Origin of the sequence: Nocardia halotolerans (assembly GCF_042650145.1) — a bacterium.
Lineage (GTDB): Bacteria > Actinomycetota > Actinomycetes > Mycobacteriales > Mycobacteriaceae > Nocardia > Nocardia halotolerans.
In genome coordinates this window covers 499,051-525,139 of sequence record NZ_JBHSDL010000030.1, presented here as the reverse complement: position 1 = coordinate 525,139, position 26,089 = coordinate 499,051, and the positions used below count along the sequence as shown (strand labels likewise).

The 26,089-nt window shown below is 66.7% G+C and carries 21 protein-coding genes; 9 read left to right on the top strand and 12 right to left on the bottom strand.

Features of this window, described 5'->3' with window-relative positions:
- Positions 1–111: 111 nt before the first annotated feature.
- On the bottom strand, positions 112–1,431 hold the full coding sequence (locus ACFO5K_RS25755) for an FHA domain-containing protein (RefSeq protein WP_378568172.1): 1,320 nt from the start codon (positions 1,429–1,431) through the stop codon (positions 112–114).
- 328 nt (positions 1,432–1,759) lie between these two features.
- Here ACFO5K_RS25755 and ACFO5K_RS25750 point away from each other — a divergent pair, with 328 nt between their 5' ends.
- The 3 genes from ACFO5K_RS25750 to ACFO5K_RS25740 all read left to right on the top strand — a co-directional run bounded on the left by ACFO5K_RS25750 (position 1,760) and on the right by ACFO5K_RS25740 (position 5,894).
- Positions 1,760–2,992 (top strand): DUF7373 family lipoprotein, encoded by a 1,233-nt coding sequence (locus tag ACFO5K_RS25750; RefSeq protein WP_378568170.1) that lies wholly within the window; start codon positions 1,760–1,762, stop codon positions 2,990–2,992.
- Positions 2,992–4,239: a DUF7373 family lipoprotein gene (locus tag ACFO5K_RS25745; RefSeq protein WP_378568168.1), complete on the top strand. Its 1,248-nt coding sequence runs from the start codon at positions 2,992–2,994 to the stop codon at positions 4,237–4,239. The genes ACFO5K_RS25750 and ACFO5K_RS25745 overlap by 1 nt, the downstream gene beginning before the upstream one ends.
- Before the next feature lie 68 nt (positions 4,240–4,307).
- Positions 4,308–5,894, top strand: coding sequence for a serine/threonine-protein kinase (locus ACFO5K_RS25740; RefSeq protein ID WP_378568166.1), 1,587 nt, complete (start codon positions 4,308–4,310; stop codon positions 5,892–5,894).
- Positions 5,895–6,041: 147 nt separating this feature from the next.
- Here ACFO5K_RS25740 and ACFO5K_RS25735 read toward each other — a convergent pair whose 3' ends face one another.
- The 4 genes from ACFO5K_RS25735 to eccCa form a co-directional block, all read right to left on the bottom strand.
- Positions 6,042–6,329: a hypothetical protein gene (locus ACFO5K_RS25735; RefSeq protein ID WP_378568164.1), complete on the bottom strand. Its 288-nt coding sequence runs from the start codon at positions 6,327–6,329 to the stop codon at positions 6,042–6,044.
- Between the two features lie 34 nt (positions 6,330–6,363).
- Positions 6,364–6,681: a WXG100 family type VII secretion target gene (locus ACFO5K_RS25730; protein ID WP_378568162.1), complete on the bottom strand. Its 318-nt coding sequence runs from the start codon at positions 6,679–6,681 to the stop codon at positions 6,364–6,366.
- A 443-nt stretch (positions 6,682–7,124) separates the two neighbouring features.
- The gene (locus tag ACFO5K_RS25725) at positions 7,125–8,573 is read right to left on the bottom strand and encodes a type VII secretion-associated protein (protein WP_378568160.1); all 1,449 of its coding nucleotides are present in this window, start codon (positions 8,571–8,573) and stop codon (positions 7,125–7,127) included.
- Entirely contained in the window at positions 8,570–12,610 is a 4,041-nt protein-coding gene (eccCa, locus tag ACFO5K_RS25720; RefSeq protein ID WP_378568158.1) for a type VII secretion protein EccCa, read from the bottom strand. The genes ACFO5K_RS25725 and eccCa overlap by 4 nt, the downstream gene beginning before the upstream one ends.
- Positions 12,611–12,796: 186 nt before the next feature.
- On the opposite strand from eccCa, the gene eccD reads away from it, so the two are divergent.
- From eccD to ACFO5K_RS25705, 3 genes are all read left to right on the top strand, one after another.
- On the top strand, positions 12,797–14,263 hold the full coding sequence (gene eccD / locus ACFO5K_RS25715; RefSeq protein WP_378568156.1) for a type VII secretion integral membrane protein EccD: 1,467 nt from the start codon (positions 12,797–12,799) through the stop codon (positions 14,261–14,263).
- 29 nt (positions 14,264–14,292) lie between these two features.
- Positions 14,293–15,675: a type VII secretion-associated serine protease mycosin gene (mycP, locus tag ACFO5K_RS25710; RefSeq protein ID WP_378568154.1), complete on the top strand. Its 1,383-nt coding sequence runs from the start codon at positions 14,293–14,295 to the stop codon at positions 15,673–15,675.
- Between the two features lie 93 nt (positions 15,676–15,768).
- Positions 15,769–16,530 (top strand): potassium channel family protein, encoded by a 762-nt coding sequence (locus tag ACFO5K_RS25705; protein WP_378568152.1) that lies wholly within the window; start codon positions 15,769–15,771, stop codon positions 16,528–16,530.
- Between the two features lie 6 nt (positions 16,531–16,536).
- Here ACFO5K_RS25705 and eccB read toward each other — a convergent pair whose 3' ends face one another.
- Positions 16,537–18,015, bottom strand: a complete 1,479-nt coding sequence (gene eccB, locus ACFO5K_RS25700) for a type VII secretion protein EccB (RefSeq protein ID WP_378568150.1) — start codon at positions 18,013–18,015, stop codon at positions 16,537–16,539.
- A 113-nt stretch (positions 18,016–18,128) separates the two neighbouring features.
- Here eccB and eccE point away from each other — a divergent pair, with 113 nt between their 5' ends.
- Positions 18,129–19,778, top strand: a complete 1,650-nt coding sequence (gene eccE, locus ACFO5K_RS25695; RefSeq protein WP_378568148.1) for a type VII secretion protein EccE — start codon at positions 18,129–18,131, stop codon at positions 19,776–19,778.
- On the opposite strand, the gene ACFO5K_RS25690 is transcribed toward eccE, so the two are convergent.
- Positions 19,766–20,326, bottom strand: a complete 561-nt coding sequence (locus ACFO5K_RS25690) for an NADPH-dependent FMN reductase (protein ID WP_378568146.1) — start codon at positions 20,324–20,326, stop codon at positions 19,766–19,768. The genes eccE and ACFO5K_RS25690 overlap by 13 nt on opposite strands.
- Before the next feature lie 100 nt (positions 20,327–20,426).
- Here ACFO5K_RS25690 and ACFO5K_RS25685 point away from each other — a divergent pair, with 100 nt between their 5' ends.
- On the top strand, positions 20,427–21,410 hold the full coding sequence (locus ACFO5K_RS25685; RefSeq protein ID WP_378568144.1) for a GAF domain-containing protein: 984 nt from the start codon (positions 20,427–20,429) through the stop codon (positions 21,408–21,410).
- Here the strand turns inward: ACFO5K_RS25685 and mtnP are convergent.
- Positions 21,387–22,259, bottom strand: a complete 873-nt coding sequence (mtnP, locus tag ACFO5K_RS25680) for an S-methyl-5'-thioadenosine phosphorylase (RefSeq protein ID WP_378568142.1) — start codon at positions 22,257–22,259, stop codon at positions 21,387–21,389. The two genes, ACFO5K_RS25685 and mtnP, sit on opposite strands and share 24 nt — an antisense overlap.
- A gap of 145 nt (positions 22,260–22,404) precedes the next feature.
- Between mtnP and ACFO5K_RS25675 the strand changes: the two genes are divergently transcribed.
- Positions 22,405–22,749: a metal-sensitive transcriptional regulator gene (locus ACFO5K_RS25675; protein ID WP_378568140.1), complete on the top strand. Its 345-nt coding sequence runs from the start codon at positions 22,405–22,407 to the stop codon at positions 22,747–22,749.
- A gap of 61 nt (positions 22,750–22,810) precedes the next feature.
- On the opposite strand, the gene truA is transcribed toward ACFO5K_RS25675, so the two are convergent.
- The 4 genes from truA to rpsD all read right to left on the bottom strand — a co-directional run bounded on the left by truA (position 22,811) and on the right by rpsD (position 26,073).
- Positions 22,811–23,650, bottom strand: coding sequence for a tRNA pseudouridine(38-40) synthase TruA (gene truA, locus ACFO5K_RS25670; protein ID WP_378568337.1), 840 nt, complete (start codon positions 23,648–23,650; stop codon positions 22,811–22,813).
- Between the two features lie 135 nt (positions 23,651–23,785).
- A complete protein-coding gene (gene rplQ / locus ACFO5K_RS25665; RefSeq protein ID WP_378568138.1) occupies positions 23,786–24,277 on the bottom strand; it encodes a 50S ribosomal protein L17 in 492 nt (163 codons plus the stop codon).
- A gap of 42 nt (positions 24,278–24,319) precedes the next feature.
- Positions 24,320–25,378, bottom strand: a complete 1,059-nt coding sequence (locus ACFO5K_RS25660; protein ID WP_022567324.1) for a DNA-directed RNA polymerase subunit alpha — start codon at positions 25,376–25,378, stop codon at positions 24,320–24,322.
- A gap of 89 nt (positions 25,379–25,467) precedes the next feature.
- Positions 25,468–26,073 (bottom strand): 30S ribosomal protein S4, encoded by a 606-nt coding sequence (gene rpsD, locus ACFO5K_RS25655; protein ID WP_378568136.1) that lies wholly within the window; start codon positions 26,071–26,073, stop codon positions 25,468–25,470.
- Between the last annotated feature and the right edge of the window lie 16 nt (positions 26,074–26,089).

Sequence of the window (26,089 nt, the reverse complement as noted above, 5' to 3'; positions counted from 1 at the left end):
CTGCTTCGACAACGGCGGACCGCACCAACACGCCGGTGCGCGTTCAGCTGCGATGCCCGCGCAGGCACGTCGGCGCTCATCGAAACGATTCCGGCACGCGGGTCTCGCGGCTCAGCCGAACGGGGGCGGTGCCGCCGGTTCGTAGCGAAACACCCGGTTCCCGATCATCACCTCGGTGCCCGGAACGAGCACGAGTGGCTGGTTCGGGGTGAGCCTGATCCAGTCGCGATAGCCCGGCGGACGGCTGCGGGTGCCGTTCGTGGAACCGCGATCGATGAGCTGCACATCCCAATTCACCAGGTGCACTTCGGCGTGCGCGCGCGACATCCCGCCGGAGGTGTCGTCGATGCGCAGCGGGATGAGGCCGCGCTGGGCCGCCTCGGAATTCTCCGGGTCGCGCCCGATCACCGCGTCGGCGGCCATCAGGAAGGTCATACCGTCGTCGAGCACCAGCATGCCGAGGGGCGGTCGCACCACTTCGGCCAGCGCCTGGGTCTGATCGACCGGCATCCCGCACACCGTGCAGAACGCCGCCCGTGGATCGCTGGGATGTGCACGCGCGCACTTGAATCCCATCACCTTCACCGTGAGCACGGTCGACCTGGCCGTGGCCTCCAACCTGCGCTGCAGGTCAGGATCGGGTTCGGGCGCGGGATCTGTGCTGCCGCGTGGGTTTTCAACATGAGCGTAGGACTGCTGGTCGGCCGTGCCGTGCGCCGGTCCGGTAGCGCTGGTGACAGCGTCCATCATCGAAGTCGCCGGTTGCATCCCGGTGGCCGGCGGCTCGACCGGGCGCGAATCGGCTTGCGGCGCCTGCGGTTCCCGATCGATTCGCGCGGTGGGCGGTGGCAGCCGGCGCGCCGCCGGATCCGCGGTCCGCACATGGCTGCGCACATCGTTGGACCACACCACGGCCCCACCTGCCTGCGCGATCCCTTCCACCAGCCACCCGACACCCCGTGCGGGCGGCAGATCGGGAATGCGCCCCTTGGCGTCGTCGACGAACAACGCCACCGCCTTCGCCGGCTCGGAAGCCACCCGATCCACGGTGAACGCCGCATCACTGCCCCGGTAGTACTCCGAACCCTGCTCACCGGCGAGCACAGCCGTCACCGCACCGTGCAGGAAGATCGCCACCCCACCATTGTCGGCGGCCGAGAGCACCCCGAAATCGATCGGCACCCCCGGCGAGATCTGCTCGGCGTGCTTCATCAGCCACCGAGTCGCCTGCCGCGCCACCGCGGCCCCCGGCCCCGCAGGCGCCTCCTCGACGGCCGAACACACCAGCTCGGCCAACGATTCCAGCGCCACCGCCGCGGTGTCATCAGGCGTGATCCGCCCGGGCCCACGATGGGCCACCACGATCACAGCCCCCGCGACATGCGCCACCGCATGACCACCCAGCACAACTTCGACCTGCCGATCCCTCACAGGTATCGGCCTCCACCGGAACCGCGCAGCAGGGTCGTCGCCATACCATCCAGACTATGGCAAACCGGCCCGGATAGGTTCCCCTGGGCGGACTTCCGCCGGCAACCTCACAGCCGCGGCGAGACCACTGAGAGAAATCGCTACTGCCACTTGCTCGCCCGACATCGGAACGAGTGGGCATCGACCGCAGCGGACGTGATACAGCGAGCAGATGCGTCGATCCGAATGCTATCTTCTCTCCAGCGCTTGGGGAGCAGGAGCTGTGCGCGCCCGAGACGTTGCGGCCATCAGGCAGGACGCGGGTCGCCTCACCACGGAGGGGAATCACATGAGGAGCACGAGTTCGGCGCTGTTCGCCGTCGGTCTCGCTACGGTAGTCGCGGCGACCGCCGGATGCGGATCCGCATCCGAGGAGGCGCCGACTGCGCAGACAGTCGATCTGAGCAAACTCGATGTGGGCAATCTCCCCACTGAGCCCAAAGTCTACGATAAGCCGACCAGCCCTGACATGGCCGCCATGGTTGAGGCAATGCGTATCGGAAACAATATTCCACTGCCCATGGAAATCGAACCCGAAGCCACGCACGCACCGCCGGCCATGAGTGGCGCGGTTCGAATTTTTATCGACTTCAGCTCAGCTGCCATCAAATCGCGCATGAGCGCCGATCCCGTCAAGCTCAACGAACGCGCACAGGGATTCATTTCCGGATTTGTATCGACGGCGCGATCCAATAGCGAGCCCAGCCTGTCGTACGAGCTCGACAACGTTGTGATGCTGTTCGATACGGAGCAGAATGCGACTGCGGCAGCTGAAGTTCTTGCCACTGAGGAAGCTGCCGCTGCCCCGGGAACGTTCCCGGTTCAGGTCGGGGACGGAACGGGAAATCTGATCGATGTGCACGCTCAAATGCACCCAGAATGGCCGGGCCAGATCAGATCGTGGAAAGCTGTCGGCAAGTTCGTGATCTTCACCTACGTGTACGACAGCGTGATGGGTGTATTGAAGGAATCGGACGAACAGAAGCTGGTCGCCAGGGTGCAGAACAGCATCAACAAGATCGCGCCGGCCCTCCAGCGGTACACACCAACTGCGCCCGACAAAATGATGGACCTCGATGTCGACCCAGATGGCATGCTCGGTCGTGCAATGCACACGATATCCTTGGATTCGAACCAGCGCGGCATTCCCGGAGTTTACGACCGACACGGCGGTCTTCAGCTGATGGGCAATACCGAAAAAATGTCTGAACTATTCGAGGACACCGGTGTCGACCGAGTAGCATGGCAAGGAAATTTCGTATTTCGGGCGAAAGATGATGCGTCGGCCGCAAAGGTCGCGGACTATTTCGGTGACCCGAGCAAGCACTTCCGTTCCGCGCCTGCGCCCGAGCACCTTCCGATGGCACAGTGCCTCGAATACGTCGGCCCCGAAACATTCGCGACAAAATACTACTGCAGTGTGTCGTACTCTCGATACGCCACCCAGGTCGCCGCAACACAGTTGACCGACGTACATCAGCGCATCTCGGCCCAGTACACAATCCTCGCAAAGGCCAAGTGATGCAGAACAGCTTTCACCCGTCGATGTCCTACGCACGAACGCGAGTGCTGGGTTGCCTGGCGATTGCGGCCACGGCGGTTCTGACCGTCTCGGGATGTGGTACCACGAACGGAAGCCCGGTTCCAGGCGAACCAGATGTCCGCACGCTCGACGTCGGTTCGTATGCGAAAGCCACGGCCCCATTGGACATGCGGTACGACTATCACAACGACCTCTCGGGCGCGATGAACCTAGCAGTGGTGCGCCTCTCCGAGCATGTCGTCACCGGAATCGACATCGATCCGAAGATCGAGTTCGGCACCGGCTCGATTGCCATCCTGGATGCGGACAAGGCCACGGAAGCTCTCGCGAATGCGAACAAACCGACACTCGAGCGCAATCAAATGATGTTCGGCTTCGCCAGCAGCTCCACCGACAAAGAGCCTGATGAGCCCGGCAAGGTTCCGCCTGGAGCCACCTTCGCCACCGTCACAGTGATGCAATTCCCTGATGACGAGACAGCGAAACGCGCCGCTGCCGAGATCGAGGAAACCGACTTCGCCGTTGCCGCCGACCAGAACGAGCGCGTATCCGTACCGAAGTATTCTGCGGCACATTCGCATTGGCGACCGGGCGTCGCGACCATCGGGTCAACACTCGCGTACGGCCAGTACGTCGTCAACCTCTACCTGGGCACGCCGGAGGCGGAACTCGGGGCTCTCACCGCACTGGCGGAGAAGGCCTATGACGCGCAGCTACCCCTCCTGGATCGGATACCTGCCCTCAGTCCAGCCGAGATGCTGTTCCTGCCGAACGACCCGGACGAGATGTTGCGCCGCACACTCAATCCTGATGGCCTCGGTGCGCCCGACCTCGGCCGGCAAGCTTCGATGACTCTACGAGGGTTTCTGCACAAGGTCCGGCCGAGGGGCTACTGGGACTCGGTGATGACCGAAGCAGGGGTGGACCGGTTTTCGCTGTCCATGTCGATGTCCAGCGCGACCATGTTGTTCCGCTCTCGTGACGACGAGTCAGCAGAAAAACTCCTGTCGCAGATTCTCGAACGCGTCTACCCCACCGAGGCTCCCCCGCCCTCCGGCTTGCCCGGCGCACGATGCGGCGAAGATCCCGACGACGACTATAAGACCGACCGTTTTCGGTGTGCTGTCATGTATCGCCAGTACGTCGCCACCGTCGAAAGCGACCAGCTCACCGACGCACATCAGCGCGCTGCGGCGCAGTACGCGCTGCTCGCGAACAGCCAGTAGCACATTCCGGACTGCGACATGAACGAGAAGACCTCACCGATGCGTGACAGGAGACGATCAGGGTGGCAATGACTCCCGGAACCGTCATCGGCGGTTACCGAATCGAGCGGATCCTCGGTGCCGGCGGAATGGGTTCGGTCTACCTGGCTAAGCACCCGAGCCTGCCGCGTATGGATGCGATCAAAGTCCTGAGCCCCGAACTGTCCCGCGACGCCGAGTTTCGGGCCCGATTCGAGCGCGAAGCCAATCTTGCGGCGGGCCTGGATCATCCAAACATCGTCTCGGTCTACAACCGCGGCGAAGAGGCCGGTCGGCTGTGGATCGCAATGCAGTACGTCGACGGCACAGATGCCTCCGCGGAGATGGCTCGTGACCCATACGCGGTGAATCCACTTCGAGCACTCCGCATTGTCAGCGAAGTCGGTAAAGGTCTGGACTATGCGCACAGGAAGGGTCTGCTCCACCGCGACGTCAAGCCGGCCAACTTCCTGCTCTCCAACGTCGATGGCGAGGACGAGCGCATTCTGCTCACGGATTTCGGTGTTGCCAAGTCGAATGACGACGCTTCCGAACTCACGCAGACCGGAAGCTTCTTGGCGACAATTGCTTACGCGCCGCCCGAGCAACTGGCCGGTGGCGCACTGGATCATCGCGCGGACATCTACAGCCTGGCCTGCTCGTTCTTCAAGCTCTTGACGGGCCGCAACCCTTACCCGGCGACGCAACCGGCAATGGTCATGATGGGCCATCTGCACGAGCCGCCGCCCAGCGCGACCTCGGTCAACCCAGGTCTCCCTCCGGCCATCGATGGTGTCTTCGCCCGCGCCATGGCGAAGAACTCCGCGGAACGGTTCGCCACCTGCCGCGAATTCACCGATGCCGCAGCCTCGGTACTGGTCCCGGGACACAACCCGATTTCCACGAACACATCGCCCACCTATCCCATCCAGGTGTTCGATCAAGCACCACAAAACCGGTTCCACCCCGTCGCCACAACGGGGCCAGTGCCTCCCATGCCGGTCCAGCAGGCTCCTGGGACGCATGCCCCCGCACCGCGTGGTCGGTCCCGGCTTCTCGTCTCAGGTGCCGCCATCGCAGCGGTAGCGGTGGCAGCCGCTGTCGGGATATTCGCACTGTCGGGTGGCGACGAGGCAACCGGCGGCTCGGCCAATTCCAGCGCCACGGCAGCCGATGGCGTCAAATCTGTGGAAAGCGCCCGCGCAGCCAACCCGGCGTTCGCCGGAAAAGCTGTTGTCATGGTCGACATCACCGACAGCGGCCAACTCGACCCGGGCATCTCGGTGTACTTGTCGCCCACTCTCCAGACAACCTTCTTGAGCGACTTGGGTCTCGCCTACAATCCCTCGTTCGAGAAAGCGGCTGACGAACCCTCGCCCCGTGCCGTTTCGAGTGATGAACGGTACACAGTGTTTTCGAGATTCAAGAGCAGCGACTACATCCTCGCTGTTCGAAGCGACAAGAAAGCCGGCGGCGGTGGGCTCCTCGGCCTACCAGGTGCCATCTCGTCCTCCGAGGCCACTGTTATCGTCGTCGACGATCCTGCGACGGTGAATGCGATCAGGAATTGGACCGACAAGTCCGAACAGGCACTGGTGAGCAAACTGGTTCCACTGCTCAGCGAACGGATCAAGTAGTCCTGAGCTTCGTCGTCACCATAAATTGCTGACGCGCCGGAAACAGCGTGCTGATCAGCTCCTGGAAACGTCGAAAGCCGGTGTCGGGCCTCCGCATTCAAAGGCCTGACACCGGCTCCGACACATCATACGAGCCGACTCGACGGCTCAGCCGCCAATATCCGCGGCCAGCTTCCTGTCGAGAGCACGGAAGTCCGTGTGGCATTCCTTCGCCATCTGCGTGGCTTGCTGCAAGATGGCGGTGATCTCGTTGGAAAGAGCAGACCACTCCGCCTGACGGGCGATTGCCGCGCCCGACATGTCGCCGTCCTGGGTGTTGAAGAAGCCGTCGAAGTCGGCCTTGAAGTCGATGAGATCAGCTTCGATAGCCCTGGCTTTGTTCAAAATCTGGTCGGATGAATCGTCCGCACCCGGCAGAACCTTTTTTACGCTCATATCGATACCTCCTAAGTCGTTGAGTTATTGCGCGTCAGGGCAGGTCCAGCGAACTACCAACCGACGAAAGCTTGGAAGAACCGTCTTCGTCATTCGCGCTGAACTGCTTCGACGACGAGTTCAACAGCCCCGAAGCCTCCATCAGCAGCGCCTGCTGACGTGCTGCCTTCTCCTGGTACCGACCCATCAGTCCGACAAAGGCGTTCGCGGCATCACCTTCCCACAGGGAGGGAACCAGCGTACGGACCTCGTCATCGATGTTATTGATCGCAGCCTGCAGAACGCCGTGCACCTGCTCGAAGTTCTGGGACTGCTTATCGATTCCAAGGACATCGATGTTTGTTCCGGTCACCTACGTCTCCTCACGTTCCCACGAGGACGCGCTCTGCGTCCTCCTACTTACTTAGACGTCGCCCATGCCGAATCGGTTCCATTGGACTGCAATGATCTTTCGATCAACAAGAACAAGCGGGACCAGTCCAGATCAGCAGACAAACTCGAGTCGCAACACAGCGTCACCCCCCGTGTGCGGCTGGACTGCCTCAACTGCGGTCGATGCCAACCCCTTCCCCCGCCCCTCCCCAGCCGTCCACCGCGGCATGAGCTAACGCCTTGGAGGATACCGAACCCCCATCAGTTCCGCCAGCCTCGGTGTTTCCACTGGCCTGATTGCTTTCGTATGGTGTTATGGTCGCAGGTTCCCGGAACACCGGAGAGTCCTTCAATTTGTGAAACCGTCGAAATCAGCGGTCGGCACCAGGATGGTGAGCCGACCACAGCGGGGCACTGCGCGTCTCAGTATCCGATCCGGGCCGCTCCGACCACCTGTTCACACGCGGACAGCACACTCTCCCAACCACCTTCGACGTACTGACACCCCACGCTCATCTGCACTCCTCGCTCGACGAGCACCTGCCAGCGGACAGTTGAGCCGTCGGCGGGGTGTTCTTCGTAGGACAGCCCTGGGCGGCCCGCGAAAGTGACGTCCCGGCGTACTTGTGACACGGTTCCGGTCGGTTTGCTCTCGATCTGTGCTTCGAGATCGGCGGCTACCTCGTCGTAGCCGGCGCCTGCGGAAAGGAGCTTCTGGATAACGGTGATGCGTTGCCGGGCACCGCCGTCGGGGACCAGAACGGCTCGGGTCGTGGGGTCGGTGGCGGCGGCGCGGCTCCAGCCGACCGGAACCGCCAGGACGACGCTGCCAACGGTTTCCTGAGTGGGAAGAGGTGCGCGTATCGAGGTCGAGGGCGGCGGCGTTGCGGGGCTGAGCGGTGCGATGGAAGTGGTGGGGGCCGAAGTCGCGGCAGCTTGTTGATCGCCGGAGGCCCCGACCAGGAAGAAGCCGCCGATGGACGCTGCCGCGACGACGGCGGCCAGCGCCGCTGCGCCGAGGTACAGCGGGCGGTGGTCGACCGGGTTGGTGGCGGCGGCTCGCGCGCGCAGCGGCTGCATCCACTCGGCGGCCGGATCCGGCGGGATCGACGGGGTGTAGGTGGGTCCGGTCGCGGGCGGCCGAGCCAGATCGGCGCCCGACAACGGACTGACGGCTACCCCTGTGCCACAAGCTCTTTCGGCCGCCAGAGCAACAGCCTCGAGCAGCGCTGGGTCGGCGGTGCCGAAGACTTGGACGACGTCGGCCGGGCGGTCGTCGAGCAACCGGGTGAGCAGGTCGGTGAGCAGGCGACAACCGCTGTCGTTGCCGAGTTCGGCCGCGGCGAGGCCGGGTTCGGCCTCTACCGCTTCGACGTGGGTGCCGTACGCGTCGTAGACCACCGATGAGGCTGTGGTGGAGAGCATTCCGAACTCGACCACCACGGTCCGGCGGCTGCGCCGGGTTGCGTCATCGACCGCCGAGGCTCGCACGGCGCAGGCTTCGAACACCACCTCGTGGGTGAATTGTTGTGCAGCGGTCGCGAACAACTCGAGTGGGCGTGCACCCCACGCGGTGGGGTGCACGACGACGATCCGCTCGCAGGGCACCGCGACGCCCAATGTGTCGATGATCGCGGTGAGCACCGCCGACAGCGCCTGCCCGGCCGTCGGCACGCGTGGTGGCAGTGCGATCCGGTCGCAGGCGAGGTACTGCACCGCTGACACCACCTGGGTGGGTGGAGTCAGTGGCTCTCCGACGACGAGATCGGAACCGTTGCTGCCCAGCACGACCGAGGGCACCACGTCCCAGTGTGTGGTGGCACCGCGCGCCCAGATCTTGGCTTCACTGACGACGAGCTCGACGATGCTCATTCCGGCTGCGGCATCCAGGCGGTCTGGATCAGCCCCTCGCTGTTGCGGGTGACGTACATGCCACGGCCCGGCGGCTTGGGGCCGGGGCGAGTGGTGCCAACCAACACACCCTCGTCGCGGCTGCAGCTCATCACCAGGGCGGCCGAACCGAGGTCCTTCATCCGCGCCAGGGTCGCCTCGTACATGGCCCGGCCGGCACCACCGGAGCGGCGAGCGATGATCAGATGGAACCCGAGATCGCGCGCGTGCGGCAGGTGTTCGACGAGCGCGGATACAGGGTTGCCCTGCGAGGTGGCCACCAGGTCGTAGTCGTCGATGAGTACATACAGTTCCGGGCCCGTCCACCACGACCGCTCGCGCAACTGCTGCGGTGTCACGTCGGGGCCGGGAGTGCGCTTGGCGACGTAGGCGGCGAGGTCGGCCATGTTCTTGGTGAATTGTGGTGCGGTGGAACCGTATCCGGCCTGGTAGCCCTCGGGAATCAGACCGAGCAGCGAGCGGCGGTAGTCACCGACGATGAACCGGGCCTCGTTGGGCGTGTTCGATGCGGCGATGCCATCGATGATCGACCGCAGCAGCGTGGTCTTGCCGGACTCGGAGTCACCGATGATGACGAAGTGCGGGCTCTCGGCGAAATCGATGTAGACCGGGGCGAGCTCGGCCTCGTTGATACCGATCGGGATGCGCATGCACTTGGTCGACGGGTCGACGCGAGAGGGCCAGTTGCCTGCCAGGTACAGCAGCTGGTCGCGAGGCAGTTCCTCGGGCAGCATGCGAACCTGCGGCGCCGGACGGCCCGGGGTCGCTCGGGCGATCGACTCGACCGCCGCGGAGACCGCCTGGCCGAGGTCCGACGGGTCGGTTGACCCGTCGATGCGAGGCAGGGCGGTGAGCATGTGCAGGCATTCGGCGGTCATACCGCGACCGGGACGCCCCTGCGGAACGAGCGAGGCGAACTTGCGGCCGAGGTCGGAATCCATTGGGTCACCGAGGCGGAGCTCGATGCGGGTGCCGATCTGGTCCTTGAGCGCGGGCCGGGCTTCGGCCCAGCGCGCGAGCGCGATCACCACGTGCACGCCGTACGAAAGGCCCTGCACCGCAAGGTTCATGATGGTCTGCTCGAGCGCGTCGAAGTCCTGGCGGATCGAACCGTAGCCATCGATCACCAGGAACACATCGCCGAACGGATCCTCGTGTGCGCCCGCGGCGGCGGGGCTGGACGCGGGGTCCATCGAACGCAGTCGACGGAATTCGACCATTGATTCGATGCCCAGCTGCCGGAACTTGGCTTCACGGGTGCGCACGATCGTGGTCATCTCGGAGACGGTGCGGCGCACCATGTTCTCGTCGAGGCGGCTGGCCACCGAACCGACGTGCGGCAGCCCCTGCAGGCTCGACATCGTGCCGCCACCGAAGTCGAGGCAATAGAACTGCACCTGCTCGGCGGTGTGGGTCAGGGCCATCGCCATGATCATCGAACGCAGTGCGGTCGACTTGCCCGACTGCGGACCGCCGACGATCGCGACGTTACCTCGCGAACCCGACAGGTCGACGACGAACGGGTCGCGGCGCTGGTCGTAGGGGCGGTCGACGAGGCCCATGGGGGCGCGCAGTGGGGCGATCGCGGAGTATTCGCCGGTGAGGATCGAGCGCGGGACCAACTGGTCCATGGTCGGCGCTTCGTCCAACGGCGGCAACCAGATCTCATGGGCGGGCCGGCCGTAACCCTGGATGCGCGAGACCAGCATGTTCAGGTCCGACATCTGCTCGTTCTCGTCGCTGACCGGTTCCGGTTCGAGCGCGGCTTCCACCGGGAGCGGAACCCGGTCGGAGGTGCGGAAGTCGACGTGGGTGGCGTTGAACGGGCGGGCGTTGACGTCGATCTCGCCGCCGACGATGCCCGCGCTGGTGACCTCGCGGGCCGCACCACCGCCGACGTAGGGGCCCGAGACGTAGGAGGCCTGGAAACGCTGGATCTCGCCCGAATCGGACTTGAGGTAGCCGCCACCGGGGGTGCTCGGCAGGTTGTAGGCGTCGGGGACGCCGAGGACCTGACGGGATTCGTTGGCGGAGAAGGTTTTCAGGCCGATGCGGTAGGACAGGTGCGATTCCAGGCCCTTGAGCTTGCCCTCTTCCAGACGCTGGGAGGCGAGCAGCAGGTGGACCTGCAGTGAGCGGCCGAGGCGGCCGATCATCACGAACAGTTCGGCGAAGTCGGGGTGCTGGGTGAGCAGTTCGGAGAACTCGTCGAGCACCACGAACAGGGCGGGCAACGGGTCGAGGTCGGCGCCTGCCGCGCGGGCCTTCTCGTATTCGGAGACGTTGGCGAAGTTGCCCGCCTGGCGCAGGACTTCCTGGCGGCGGTTCATCTCGCCGGCCAGGGCGTCTTTCATACGGTCGACGAGGTCGGCTTCGTCTTCGAGGTTGGTGATGACCGCGGCGACATGCGGGACGCCGTCGAGGCCGAGGAAGGTGGCACCACCCTTGAAGTCGACCAGCACCAGGTTGAGCTGGTCGGGCGAGTGGGTGGCCAGCAGGCTGAGCACCAGGGTGCGCAGGAATTCCGATTTACCGGAGCCGGTGGCGCCGATGCACAGGCCGTGCGGGCCCATGCCGTTCTCGGCGGCTTCCTTGATGTCGAGTTCGACGGGGGCGCCGTCGGCGCCGATGCCGAACGGGACCCGCAGGCGCTCACGGCCGTAGCGGGGGCGCCACGCGCTGGCGGGGTTGAAGTGGCCGATGTCGCCGAGACTCATCAACTGCGACCAGGTGGAGATCACTTCGGAGTCGTCGGTCTCGATGTCGCTGCTGCGCTGGGTGGCGGCCCGATAGGGCGCGAGGCGCCGCGCCAGCTGCTGGGCCTGCTCGGCGCTGACGCGGTCGATGGTGGCGAAGCGTTCCTGGTTGCCCGTCGCGCCGCGGCCGAGGCATTCGCCGTCTTCGACGATCATCTTGATGCCGCGCGAAACAGCAAGGCGGGGTGCGTAATTGCACAGGTCGATGATGGTGACGCCTTCGAAGCCGGACTCGCGCAGCTGGTCGTCCTCGGCCTCGAGCAAGCCACCGTCGACGACGATGACCACGTGCACCATGTTGGGGTTGTTCGGCTGGTTACGCGAGTAGCGGACCCGGTTGCCCAGCAGGGGGTGCAGGCCGGTCATTGCCTCACGGATGGAGCCGTAGAACATGCGCTGGGTGCCGACGCCGTCGGTCACCTCCGGGTGCTGGGTGTGGGGCAGCCACTTGGTCCACTCCCATTCGCGGGCGGTGTCGGGGCCGCACACCACCGCGACCAGCACCTGGTCGGGAGCCTGGAACATGCACAGCTGCAACAGCATTGCGCGCGTCATGTCACGGGCCTGCACACGGTCGCCCTCCAGGGCGACAGTGCCGAAGCCCTTCACCGCGATGGCGGTGGGCAGGTCGGGAACGGTGGAGTGGGCGCGGACGAAGCGGCGCAGCGAGACGGCGGCGATCGGCTCGAGTTCTTCGACCGGACCGGTTTCGGGGGCGACCAGCCTGGTGGCCAGGCGCTGCCCGCCCAGGCCGATGCGGGCGTGGCAGAAGTCCTTGTCGCCGGAGCGGCGTTCCCACATGCGGCTGGTGCCGGCGAGCATCCAGATCAGGCCGGGCTCGGGGTGGCTCCACTCGACGGCCGCGCGCTGCTGCGCGGCGGTCTCGTCGACGTCTTTGCGGACCTGATCGAGGTAGCGCAAGTAGTCTTTACGGTCTTCGTTGGTCTCGGCGGCCTTGGCGCCCTTGCCACCACCCTGTCCGAACATGGTGACCATCGACATGATCATCATCATCGGGAACATCATCGACATCGGGTTCGACATCATGTTCTTGCCGCCCGTGGTGAACATCAGCGCCATCATGCCGACCATGCCGACCACCATGACCACGGGCATCAGCTTCATCAGCAGACTGCCCGGGGTGACGCGTGGGATCTCCGGCGGCGGCTGCAGGGTGACTTCGCCACCGGGGGTGCGCGGCATCTCGCGCCGGGCACGGCGCTGGAACCGTACTGTGCTCATGGTCGAAGACTCCCCCTGCTTGACTACTTGCTGTCCGCCCTCGCGACGGGCTCAGTGTAGAGGTCGCGGCCGACATGTCGTATGGTTCGTCAGGCATTCTGCTGTCCGAGCGGTGGGTTCCGCAAACTGTCGACCATCTCCAGGGGTCGAGCGGAAACACGAGGTAGAGACGGAGTTGGGGGAGTTTTGACGCACGCGCGACTCGATCATGTGGAAGAAGATTCCGCGCGCGGAATCGTTCGCGCACCGGACCTTGCCCGGGTGACGATTCTGGCCAAGCACACGCAGGTCGACATGGCGATTCCGGTGGATGTGCCGGTGGCGCTGGTCATTCCGAGTGTGGTCGACATGGTCGCCCAGCACAGCCGGTCCAATGATTTCGACAACGACGGTGAGCGCTACGAGCCCGCCGAGTGGGTGCTCGCGCGCATCGGCCATCCCCCGTTCTCGAATTCCCTCAGCCTGGGCGAACACGGTGTGCGCGACGGCGAACTGCTGATGCTCGAGAGCGCGTCGAACACCGCGCCGACTCCGCTGTTCGACGACATCATGTACAACGTCGCGATCGCCGACGCCGAGCATTACCGCAGCTGGACGCCGAAGACCGCCCGCATCACCGGTTCGGTGCTCGCCGCGATCACCATGCTGGTGGGCTGCTTCGGTCTGCTGTCCGCGCCCGACGCGGTGCCGTTCTGGGTGAGCGGCTCGCTGGCGATGTTCGTCGCGATTCTGTGCGTGGTGGCGGGCACCGTACTCAGCCGCATGTACGGCGACACCTCCGCCGCGCTGGTGCTGGGCGGCTGCGCGCTGCCGACCTCGTTCACCGCGGGCATGCTGCTGGTTCCCGATCACTACAGCTGGGCGCACCTGCTTCTCGGCGCCGCACTGACCGGGGCGATAGCGGTGCTGGCCTGGCGCGTCACCGGGGTGGGGCTGGCCCTGTTCATCGGGGCCGCGACGGTCTCGGTGTTCGTGGTGCCCGCCGCGCTGGTCGGGCTGCTCACCGAGCAGCCGGTGAAGGCCATCGGCGCGGTCGTCGCCGCGGCCGGTCTCGCGGCACTGTCGCTGTCGCCGCGTATCTCGATGCTGCTGGCCAAGCTGCCGCTGCCCCCGGTCCCCTCCCCCGGCACGCCGATCGACCCGACCGAGGACGACCCGGACGATCACCGCGCCCTGCCCACCCTCGACGCCCTGCGCGCCAGGTCGGAGCGGGCCCGCAACTACCTCGCCGGGCTGGTCACCGCCACCACGCTGGTCGCCGTGGTCGGGGCGCTGCTCGCCACCGATGCGGGCGCCGACGACCCGTACTGGCCCGGTATCGCGCTGGCGCTGGTGTGCGCGGCGGTGCTGATGTTCCGCAGCCGCACCTACGCCGGCGCCGAGCAGGCCATCGTGCTCATCGCGGGCGGTTCGGCGATCGTGCTGCTCATGCTGATCGGGGTGGCCGTCGAAATGCGCCAGCCCCTGGTGGTTTTCGGGGTCGCGCTGGCGATCTTGGTGGCCGCCTTGGTGATCGGCCTGATCGTGCCCAACCAGTCGGCCACCCCGCCGATGCGCCGGGCCGCCGAACTGATCGAATACGCGTTCGTCGCCGCGGTGCTGCCGCTGGTGTTCTGGGTCGCCGGTCTCTACTCGCTGGTCCGCGGGCTGTGAGGCTCGGCTTTCGTCTGACGGCAGTCGCGTTGGCCGTCAGCCTGAACGCCGGATTCGGTCTCTGCGGCACCGCCTACGGTGAGCGGCCGCCACCGATCAACCCGGGGCTGTTGCCAGCGGGTGATCCGGCGGCGCCGCCGGACAAGACCGAGCGTGGCAGTGGTGTGAACGGCTTGTGCTTCCGCACGCAGGCGAGTTCCGAGGTGGCCGTGCCGACCAGCCAGCGTTCGCTCGATCTCGAGCGGGCGTGGGAGTTCTCCCGGGGCGCGGGGCAACTCGTGGCCGTCATCGACACCGGTGTGCAACCGCATCCGCGCCTGCCCGATCTGTGGGCCGCCGGTGACTATGTGGCCGCCGGTGGTGACGGTACCGAGGACTGCGATGTGCACGGCACCGTCGTCGCGGGCATCATCGCCGCGACCAAGGTCGAGGGCCAGGGCTTCGCCGGTGTCGCACCGGAGGCCCGGATCCTCACCATTCGGCAGACCAGTTCGCTCTACCAGGCCGAAGGCGCGGGGCAGAACAAGTCGCCGGAGGACTTCCCCGACGGCTACGGCAAGGTGTCCTCGCTCGCCTCGGCGATTCGACGGGCCGCCGACATGGGCGCGCGCGTCATCAACATCTCCCTGGTCGCCTGCAACCCCAGCTCGCCTGCCGCCGAAGTCGCGTTCGGCGCGCTCGGTGCGGCGGTGCGGTACGCGGCCGTGGAGAAGGACGTGGTGATCGTCAGTTCGGCGGGCAATGCCGACAACAACTGCAAGTCCGGTAACCCGAGTCCCGATCCACTGAAGCCGGCCCAGAGCCTGTGGGACACGGTCCGCACCTATGTGAATCCCGCCTGGTACGACGAGTACGTGCTCTCGGTCGGCTCGGTGGACAGCAACGGCGCGCCCTCGTCGTTCACCGTGCCCGGTCCCTGGGTGGGCATCGCCGCACCGGGTGAGGGCATCACCTCGCTCGACGCGCGCACCACGGGCATCTCCGACGGAAAGTACGACAACCAGGGCAAATACATGCCCTACAGCGGTACCAGTTTCGCCGCACCCTACGTCTCCGGCGTGGCCGCACTGGTTCGATCCAGGTTCCCCGAACTGTCGTCGAAGCAGGTCATCGAGCGGCTCCAGGCCACCGCGCACGCACCGGCCGAGGGCTGGAATCCCTACATCGGTTACGGCGCGGTGGACCCGATCGCGGCACTGACCAACGAGGTGCCCGACGAACTGCCGCCCAAGGAGTCCTCACCGGCGCGCAGTCAGCAACTCGCGGTGCCCGCCGCGGCTCCCCCGCCGGACAACACCGCCCGCAATGTCGCGCTGATCGGCACGGGTGCGATCGCGCTCATCCTCACGTTGGGACTGCTCGCCTCGTTCCCGATCCGCCGTAAGTTCGGGATGTCCGAAGACGACATCTGAGTCGCCGCTGTCATCGGCGACGGCGGTGCGGCCCGTACCGTGCGGCACGGTACGGTCGGTCCCTGACCCGTCACCGTCGATCCAGGTTGCAGCATGAATTCGACCATCGCCCGCCCGAGAACACGCAGACAGCGCTGGGAGCGCGTCACCAACCTGCCGTTGATGGTGCTCGCGGTGCTGTTCGTGATCCTGTACGCCTGGCGCGTGCTCGACACCGCGCCCTCCCCGCGCCTCGACGCCAGCCTGTTGTGGGCCGACGTCGCGATCTGGGTGCTGTTCGCCGGCGACTTCGCGGTGCGGCTGTGGTTGTCCACCGATCGCCGTGGATTCGTCCGCAAGCACCCACTCGACCTGCTGGTTGTGCTGGTGCCGCCGTTTCGGCCGTTGCGGTTGCTGCGTGCGGCGCTGCTGATGCTCGATGCCCTCAACCGCGCGACACGGCCGCGCACCCGCCTGGTCACCCTCGTGTTCACCAGCTCACTGCTGATCCTGCTGCTGTCGAGTCTGGCCTTCTTCGACGCCGAATACGGGGTCGAAGACAGCAAGATCACGAACTTCGCCGACGCGCTGTGGTGGGCGACGGTCACGGTGACCACGGTCGGCTACGGCGACGTCTACCCGGTGACCCCCGAGGGCCGGTTGGTGTCGCTGGTCCTGATGACACTGGGGATCGGCCTGATCTCCTTCGCCATCGGCACCATGACGAGCTGGATCGTCGAGAAGCTCAAGACCGTCGACGAAGCCGCCGACCGCACCGAACGGCTGCTGCTCGAACTGGTCGAGGAAGTGGCGGCCTTGCGGACGCAGGTGAACGACCTGACCGCCGCGCGCGAAGCCCCGCCCGGCGACCGGTGATCGAACTCAGTTGGCCGCGGCCACCGGTTCTTTGGCGGGCGAGGGGTCCGGTGCGATGCCGTCATGGGCGACCATGGCGTCCTCGCGGCTGAGTCCGGGCCCGCCGGCCAGCAGCCCGATGATCGGCCACGGCGCCGGCTCGGCCTTCGCGCTGTCGAGCCCGAGGGCCTTGACCGCATCAGCGTTCTCGATGCCGAAGCGCACACCGGTGTCGGCGATGTAGAACAGGCTGTCCTTGCGGCGGCTGTCCGGTTCGATGCCGGTGGCCTGCACGTAGGCGCCGGTGGCGGGCGGAATGTGCACCGAGTCGACGTTGGGGCCCGCGCCGTCGGCCTGGGCGAGGTCGACGAGCTTGCCGTCGTCCGCGAGGGGCAGGTCGATACCGCTGAGCAGCGACAGTTCGGCGCGCGCCACGCTGTCGGCGGCTTCGGCGGCCTCGGCGATCGGCTGCCACGACATACAGCTCACCGGCTGTTCCCCGGCAGTGATCAAGGTCGGCCGCTCAGCCGGGTAGTCCTGCACCTTCAGCGTCTGCACGTGCGGGGCGTAGGTGGAGTCGGTCGACTGAATGGTGGTGCCGTTCATGACCGTCGGGTAGAAGTTGCGGATGATCCGCGCGGTGAGCACCGAGATCGCTTGCAGCCCGTCCTGGAGCACCACGTAGTTCTGATTGGGCTCGTTGAAGACCTGGACCACGTCGCCGATCCGGTGGCCGCTCACCTTGTACGGCGGCGTGCCACCGGGGTTGTCGATCACCGGCGTGATGATCGGCAGCACCTCGGGAATCGCGTTGAGCAGGCCCTCCCCGATCGGGCGCGGAGTCGCACCGCCCACGCCGAGCGCCATGGTCACCGCGGGGTCGTCCATGTTCACGCGGGCACGCTTGTTGTCGTACACCAGGTAGACCGCGTCCTTGCCCTGCACGAGCAATGCCTTGCCGGGATCCACCTTGGTGGCCTTCGCCCCGAGTTCAGGTGCACCGGCCAGCACCGAGGTGGTCAGCGCGGAGCTGCCGTCGGCCTTGAGCCGATCGCACACCGTCCACGGCCTGCCCTTGCCGTCCTTGTCATAGAGCAGCGATGAAGGAGCACCCGGAATGCCGATCAGCTGACCACGCGGCCGCTTGCCGAGCTCGGATTCCTTGACGATCGACGCCTTGGACGCCTCACCGGCCGCCAGCCGGGCCGAGGCCAGGTTCAGCGCGGGGTGCACCACATTGTCGAGCACCACGTAGACGCCACCGGACTCCTTGGCGATCAGGATCTTGCTGTCGCCGATCTTGTCCTGCGGCTTGAGCAGCGCCAGGACACCACAACCGGCCAGCACGACGATGCCGAGCACCAATCCGACCACGTAGGCGCGGGTCTGAGCGCGCATGGGGTCGTGCAGCATGCGCACGTCCCGGCGCACCAGGGCGTGCTCCATTCGCCGCACCAGGAAGCGGTAGCCGCTGACCTGCCAGCGCGTAGTGGGTTTTGAAGGCATGGTTCCTCCCCCGAACAGTGCTCTCGTCCGGGCAACACAGTACAGTTCCCGGCAGCACTTGTTCGCATTCGGCCATCGGCCGATCGACAATCGGGTACTTGGGGGAGGAACGAATGGCCGAGTTCACCGGTACGGGACCGCGTCCGCTGTTCGGTCGGATTTCGTTGCAGCACCTGCTGATCGCGCAGGTCCTCGGCCTGATCGCGGGGCTCGCCGCGCTGGTCTTCGGACTGGCCGCACTGCCGTCGCTCGGCATCGCGGTCGCGGTGGTGCTGATCCCGCTGATCCCGATCGGGAAGCGCACCCTGCTCGACTGGGTCGCCACCGGCCGTGGCTTCTTCGCCAAGCGGGAGTACACCCTCGGCGACACCGTAGATTTCCGTGGCGCCGACGGTCGTTCGCTCGGCCTGTACTGGGACGGCAGCCGAGTGGTCACCGTGGTCGAGGTGCTCGCGCCCAAGGGCGGGCTCACCCGGATCGCCCGTACCGCCGTGCACGCCTCCCACCTGCTGCCCCTGCCCGAGCTGGCCGCCTGCCTCAACCAGCACGACATCCTGCTCAACGGCATCGACATCATCAGCCACGGCCACCGAAGCCGCTCCGGCACACCGGCCGGCGCGATCTACGAGTCGCTGCTGGGTCCGCTGCCCGCCACCGCGCACCGCACGGTGTGGCTGGCGATCAGCTTCGACGCGGTGCGGTGCCCGGACGCGGCGGCGCGACGCGGCGGCGGCACCGAAGGCGCCTCGCGCGCGGTCACCGTCGCCACCCAGCGGATCATGCGCACCCTCGAGGACGCCGACTGCAACGCACGCATCCTGACCGCGCCCGAGATCCGGAAAGCCGTGCAGCAGATCACCTCCGGCATCGATCCGCGCGCGCTCACCCAGCGCTGGAAGTACGCCGAGATCGGCAATGCGGTGAACATCGGCAGCGCGGTCGACCCCAAACAGCTCGGTTCCGATCTGCTCGCACAGCTGTGGGTGGCGCCCTCGCGCGGCACCACGGTGGCCGTGCGGCTGCGGCCGGGCAGTGACGCCGAATCGGTGCACGTCGGTGCCGCCTGGCGGCTCACCGCGCGTGAGCTGCCGGAGAAGGCCAAGACCAAGGGCATGGTGTCGATGAACGGACGCCACCGCGACGCCCTGCTGGCGCACCTGCCGATCGCGGTACCCGGCGTGGACGACACCGTCCCGACCAGCGAGTACCCGATCGAGGTCATCGGGGCGCTGCACCTGCCCTCGGCCGGGTGCGGGCAGTTGCTCGGCTCCGACGACGAGGGCAACGGTGTCGCCACCAGGATCATCGGTGCCGGTATCTCCACCGTCTACGTCGCCGGTGAGCTGTATCTGGCCCAGCAGTTGGTGTTCCGCGCACTCGCCGTCGGTGAGCGTGTGCTGATCCGCACCGACCGGGCCCACGCCTGGGAGCAGTTGGTGACCACCGTCGGTAACCCGGAGCGCCTCACCATCGCGGTCGAAACCCACCAGTCCGACGCGGCTTTCACAGCCACCGTCGTCGACGGGGTCCTCGCGCCCGCCCCGCACGCGGGTGTCACCACGATCTATCTCACCGCCGACCCGAACGGCTGGCCCGCCTCACGCCCCGACCTGGAGATCTTCCAGCCGGGCGCGCTCGGCAACCGGGTCGTGCTGCGCACCGGAACCACCAGGGTGAACCTGACCCTGGTGTCGATTCCGCGCGAGTCCACCTACATCGGTCAGCCGCGCGGGCAGCGCGCGATGGCGTCTCAGCCGGGATAGGGATCGACCGCGCGCGCGGTCCGTAGAGTCCGTCCCCACCAGGCCAATTGGTTCAGCATCCGTTCGCATGCGTCGATCGCGGCGCCGTCGGTGGTGGCACCGCTCGCCTCGAACCGGCGTTTGGCCTGCGCGAAACTCACCGATTCACGCACCGAGACCATGTGCAGTTCGGCGACCACCTGACGCAGCTGCTCGACCGCGCGCAATCCGCCCGACAGGCCACCGTAGGAGACGAAACCGATCGGCTTGGCCCGCCATTCGTGTTTGGCGCTGTCGAGCGCGGTCTTCAGCGACGCCGGGTAGCCGTGGTTGTACTCGGAGGTGATCACCGCGAACGCGTCGGCGGCGGCCAGTCTGGTACGGAAGGCGTCGACCTGCGGTGTTTCGGTGAGCTCCACGGGCAGCGGGAGCTCGCGCAGGTCCAGTACGCCGGTGTCGAACTCCGGCCGGGACGCGAGGGCCCCGAGAAACCAGTCGGCCACCACGGGCGCGAACCGCTCGGGGCGGGTACTGGCGACGATGACCTCCAACCGCAACGGTGTGTCCATGCGTCGAGCCTATCGACGCACCCCCGACACGGGCGCGGCCCGGCGGATCGGGCACGATAGACACAGTCATGTTCGTTCAGGCCTGGGGCGAGGGGAACACATGATCATCGGCCGCTGGCAACTCGTGGAGACTCTCGGCAGTGCGAATACCTGGTCGATGCTGACCGCGGGCACCACCCCGCGGGAGTGGACCTCGTATCAGCGTGCGATCCCGGCCCGGCTGCAGCCGCTGATCAGCAGAGCCTACGAGTCGGGCAACACGGTGGAGACAAACCTGCCGCGGTCGCGGAACCCGTGGTCGGAATTGCGTTTCCGAGCGGTGCCGGTGGTATGGCCCGATGGGCGTACGCACGCGGTGAAGGTGTGGGTGGGCGATCACGCACCGAGCGAGGAGTTGCCGGTGGCGACCTTCCGGGTGGACGCGCGCACCAGGCTGGTGCACTCGCGCCCCCAGGGACTCGGCCCGCATTTCGGTTCCGAGCCGGTCGAATTCCGGGGAGCCGAATCGTTCCAGCGCGTCGACCGGTTCGATGGTGCGCTGGAAATCGTTGCCACCCTGAGTCGTTCGGATCCGCAAAGCCGGTGGTCGGGCATCGCCACCGTGCCCTCGGCGATCGGACCACGATCGCTGCTGGTGGCCGCCCGCAACGACGCCGAGCGACGGCTCGACTGGCGCGGAGTGTCCGTGGACGTCACCGAAAGCGTCCCGCCGCAACCGAAGTCGTTCGAGGCCACCACCTTGGAACTGCTGCGCGACACTCAGCCGGGTCTGTATCTGGCGATCATCGACACCGCGCAGGTGCGGGCGGTGCGGTGGGTGTCGGAACCGGTGCCCGGATTGCGCTGGCGCGGGGTCGACGAACGCACCGTTCCGCACCCGGACGACCGGGCCCGGATCGGTGCGGCGCGGGCGCGGATCCTGGCCGGAGCCGCCGGTGTGGCACTCACCGGGCTGCGCTTGGCCGCCGAGGCGGGCGGCTGGCTGGTGGTCGACGTCGAAGTGTCACCGCTGCCCGGAGGTACCGGTGCGCCCGCGTTCGTGCTGGCGCAGTTACAGCTGTCAGGGCAGTTCGAACGGCAGTGACACCCCGGCGTGCACGCGGCAGCTCTCGCAGGTGTCGGTGCCGCCGACGGCCGTGACGGCCCGGCGCATGAGTTCCTTGAAGGGGCCCAGATTCTTCTTGAACTCGGCGAACACGTCCACCGCGTGCACACCCGCGCCCTCCTCGAGGCCCGCGTCCAGGTCGGTGACCAGAGCCACTGCGGCGTAGCACATCTCGAGTTCGCGGGCGAGCACAGCTTCGGGGTGGCCGGTCATGTTGACCAGGTCCCAGCCCTGCCCGGCGAACCAGCGGCTCTCGGCACGGGTGGAGAAGCGCGGGCCCTGCACCACGACCATCGTGCCCGAATCCTCGAGTCGCAGGTCCTCGGCCGAGGACGCCACTCCCCCGCGCACGTCATCGGCCGAGGGCGCAGCGGCGTCAGCCCCGGCTGTCCCGGCGCGCACCGCGGTGGTGCGCAGGTCGTCGCAGTAGGGGTCGGCGAAGGAGACGTGGATGCCGCCGCCGTCGAAGTAGGTCTGTGGACGCCCCGAGGTTCGATCCACGAGCTGATCGGGCACGACGACAGTGCCCGGCCCCCAGTCCGCGCGCAGACTACCGACCGCGCACGGTGCGAAGACCCGCCGTACGCCGAGCGAGCGCAGCGCCCACATATTGGCCCGGTAGGGCAAGGTGTGCGGCGCGAATTCGTGCTGCTTGCCGTGGCGCGGCAGGAACGCGACGGGCCGGCCGTCGACCTCGCCGATCGCGACGGGCGCACTGGGTGCGCCGTAGGGTGTGTCGACCTCGACGTGGACGGCAGCGCTGTCGAAGAAGTCGTAGAAGCCGCTGCCGCCGATGACGGCGAGTGCGGGCCGGGGAAGCGAACTCATACCGGTGATTGTCCCGTCCGGGACGGTCGAAACCGTCACCGGGACCTGCTCGACCGGCGTATCTGACATTTCCGGCCGGAAACTGTACCCTAGGGGGGTATTAGCTCGCCAGTTGCGAGCCACCCGCCACGCGAGGAGAACTTCGGTGACCACACCCACCCCTGACACCGCGACCGGCGACGAGCACACCGGCCACGCCGGTCACACCGGCCACGGCTACATCACCGCCAAAGAGGACTACCTCAAGCGCCTGCGCCGCATCGAAGGCCAGTCGCGCGGCCTGCAGCGCATGGTCGAAGAGGAAAAGTACTGCATCGACATCCTCACCCAGGTCTCGGCGATGACCAAAGCACTGCAAGCCGTGGCCATGGGTTTGCTCGAGGACCACATCTCGCACTGCGTGGTGGACGCCGCCGTGGCCGGCGGCCCCGATGCCGAAGCGAAGATCAAAGAGGCCACCGACGCGATCGCCCGCCTCGTCCGTTCCTGAACGTCCCTCGCCGATCAGCAGCGGTCGGCCACCGAGGGTCGGGCGATGTCGCGGGTCGAGGTCAGTCGCCGCAGCAACCGCCCTCGGCCCGGGCAGGAACCGTGCGGGTCTCCCGGGTCTGCACGTTGCGGGCAGCCAGCTCGGCATCGGGCGGGTAGTCGACGGCGATCAGGCTCAGGCCGTGCGCCGGGGCGACCGCCACGGAGCTGGCACGTTCGGTCTCGGCCAGCAGACCCGCCACCCAGTCCGGTGTGCGGCGGCCCTCACCGACGGCGAGCACCGCGCCGACCAGGCTGCGCACCATCGACCAGCAGAACGCGTCGGCACTGACGTACGCGGTGAGCAGATCACCCTCGCGGACCCAGTCGAAACGCTGTAGTTCGCGCACGGTGGTTGCGCCTTCACGACGGCGGCAGAAGGCGGCGAAGTTGTGCAGGCCCAACAGGTTTCGGGAAGCGGCGCGCATGGCCTCGACATCCACGCCGGGTTTGCACGCCACCACACTGCGCGCCTGCAACGGCTCCGCACCGTAGGGCGCGGTGGTGAGGCGGTAGGCGTAGTGGCGGCGCATCGCGGAGAAACGGGCGTCGAACTCCGGTGGGGCCGTGCGTATGCCGGTGATCCGCACATCCTTGGGGAGGAAGCGGGCCATCCGGTGCATCAGCTTGTCCGGCTCGAGTTCACCTGCGGTGTCGAAGTGCGCGACCTGCCCCTCGGCGTGCACGCCCGCGTCGGTGCGCCCGGCGACCGTGAGCTGGATCGGCGCACGGAACACCTTCGACAGCGACTCCTCGAGCACACCCTGCACGGTCCGCAACCCCGGCTGACGTGCCCAGCCGGTGAAGTCGGTGCCGTCGTAGCTGACTCCGAGCCGCACCCGGGTCAGCTCGGGCGACGGCATGGGGTGCGCCGGATCCGCGGCGGCGTCCTCCGGTGCCTGGGCGGTGTCGTCCATCGAATCCTCCACGCTCGTGCGTTCGGCAAAACAACGAGCCCGTCACCCACGAAGGGTGACGGGCTCGCGGGACGCCTGAGATCAGGCTTCCTTCTTGTCCTCGGTGGCCTCGTCGGCGGCCGGGGCGTCAGCCACGGTCTCCTCGGCAGCCGGGGCCGCTTCGGTCTTCTGCGAAGCGGCGACGCGACGGGCACGATCGGCCTCGTTGCTCACGGTCTTCTCGCGAACGAGCTCGATGATGGCCATCGGCGCGTTGTCACCCTTGCGCGGCAGCGCCTTGGTGATGCGGGTGTAGCCACCCTCGCGACCCTCGAACGAGGGACCGATCTCCGCGAACAGGGCATGCACGATGTCCTTGTTGCGGATGTCCTTCATCACCTCGCGACGGTCGGCGAGAGTGCCGCCCTTCGCCTTGGTGATGATCTTCTCGGCGTAGGGGCGAACCGCCTTGGCCTTGGACTCGGTGGTCGTGATGCGACCGTGCTCGAAAAGCGCCGTGGCCAGATTGGCGAAGATCGCCTTCTGGTGCGACGCCGAGCCGCCGAACCGGCGGCCCTTCTTGGGCTTGGGCATTGGATTCTCCTTGTGAAAGGCGACCGGGTCAGTCCGGCGACCTTAAAGCTGTTCGGTCTCGGCGTAGTCCTGCTCGCCGCCGTCGGTATCACTGAAGGTGCCGGAATCGCTCCAGGTGCCGGTGCTCGCGTCGTAACCCACCACGGAGGACGGGTCGAACGAGGCGGGCGAGTCCTTCAGCGAGAGGCCCAGCGCGTGCAGCTTGACCTTCACCTCGTCGATGGACTTCTGGCCGAAGTTACGAATGTCGAGCAGGTCCGACTCGGTGCGGGCGACGAGCTCGCCCACCGTGTGCACACCCTCGCGCTTGAGGCAGTTGTAGGACCGGACGGTGAGGTCCAGATCCTCGATCGGCAGCCCGAAGGAGGCGATGTGATCCGCCTCGGCCGGGCTGGGGCCGATCTCGATGCCCTCGGCTTCGACGTTGAGCTCACGGGCCAGCCCGAAGAGCTCGACCAGGGTCTTACCGGCCGAAGCCAGCGCGTCCCGGGCCGTGATGGAGTTCTTGGTCTCCACGTCGAGGATGAGACGGTCGAAGTCGGTGCGCTGCTCGACACGGGTGGCCTCGACCTTGTAGGTCACCTTGAGCACCGGGGAGTAGATCGAATCCACCGGGATCCGGCCGATTTCCGCGCCGGTCGCCTTGTTCTGCACGGCGGGCACGTAACCGCGGCCCCGCTCGACGACGAGCTCGATCTCGAGCTTGCCCTTGTCGTTCAGGGTGGCGATGTGCATGTCCGGGTTGTGCACGACCACGCCGGCAGGCGGGACGATGTCACCGGCGGTGACGGTGCCCGGGCCCTGCTTGCGCACGTACATGGTGACCGGCTCGTCCTCTTCGGAGGACACGACCAGGCCCTTGAGGTTCAGGATGATGTCGGTGACATCTTCCTTCACGCCGGGAACGGTGGTGAACTCGTGCAGAACGCCGTCGATGCGGATGCTCGTGACCGCGGCCCCCGGGATGGAGGACAGCAGGGTACGCCGCAGCGAGTTGCCGAGGGTGTAACCGAAGCCCGGCTCGAGGGGTTCGATGGTGAACTTCGAGCGGTTCTCCGCCACAACCTCTTCGGTCAGTGTCGGACGCTGGGAAATCAGCATGTGGATCTACTTCCTGTTCAGGGCGTCCGCTATTTGACGCCTAATCAGTGATTGCGGGGGCCGCCATCCGAGCGGCCCCCACCAAGCGCTTACTTCGAGTAGTACTCGACGATGAGCTGTTCGTTCAGCGGCACATCGATCTGGGCACGCTCGGGGAGCTGGTGCACCAGGATGCGCAGGCGGCCGGGGACGACCTGCAGCCAGCCCGGAACCTGACGATCGCCGACGGTCTCCCGTGCGACCTGGAACGGCAGGGTCGGCAGCGACTTCTCCTTGACATCGATGATGTCGTACTGAGAAACCTGGTAGCTGGGCACGTTCACCTTGACACCGTTGACGATGAAGTGACCGTGGCTGACCAGCTGGCGAGCCTGACGACGGGTACGAGCCAGACCGGCGCGGTACACGACGTTGTCCAGCCGCGACTCGAGCAGACGGAGCAGGTTGTCGCCCGTCTTGCCCTTGAGGCGGTTGGCCTCTTCGTAGTAACGACGGAACTGCTTTTCCATGACGCCGTAGGAGAAGCGAGCCTTCTGCTTCTCCTGCAGCTGCATGAGGTACTCGGATTCCTTGATCCGCGCGCGGCCGTGCTGGCCGGGCGGGTAAGGACGACGCTCGAACGCCTGGTCGCCTCCGACGAGGTCAACGCGCAGACGACGCGACTTGCGGGTGATGGGGCCTGTATAACGTGCCATTTCAGCTGTTCCTTTC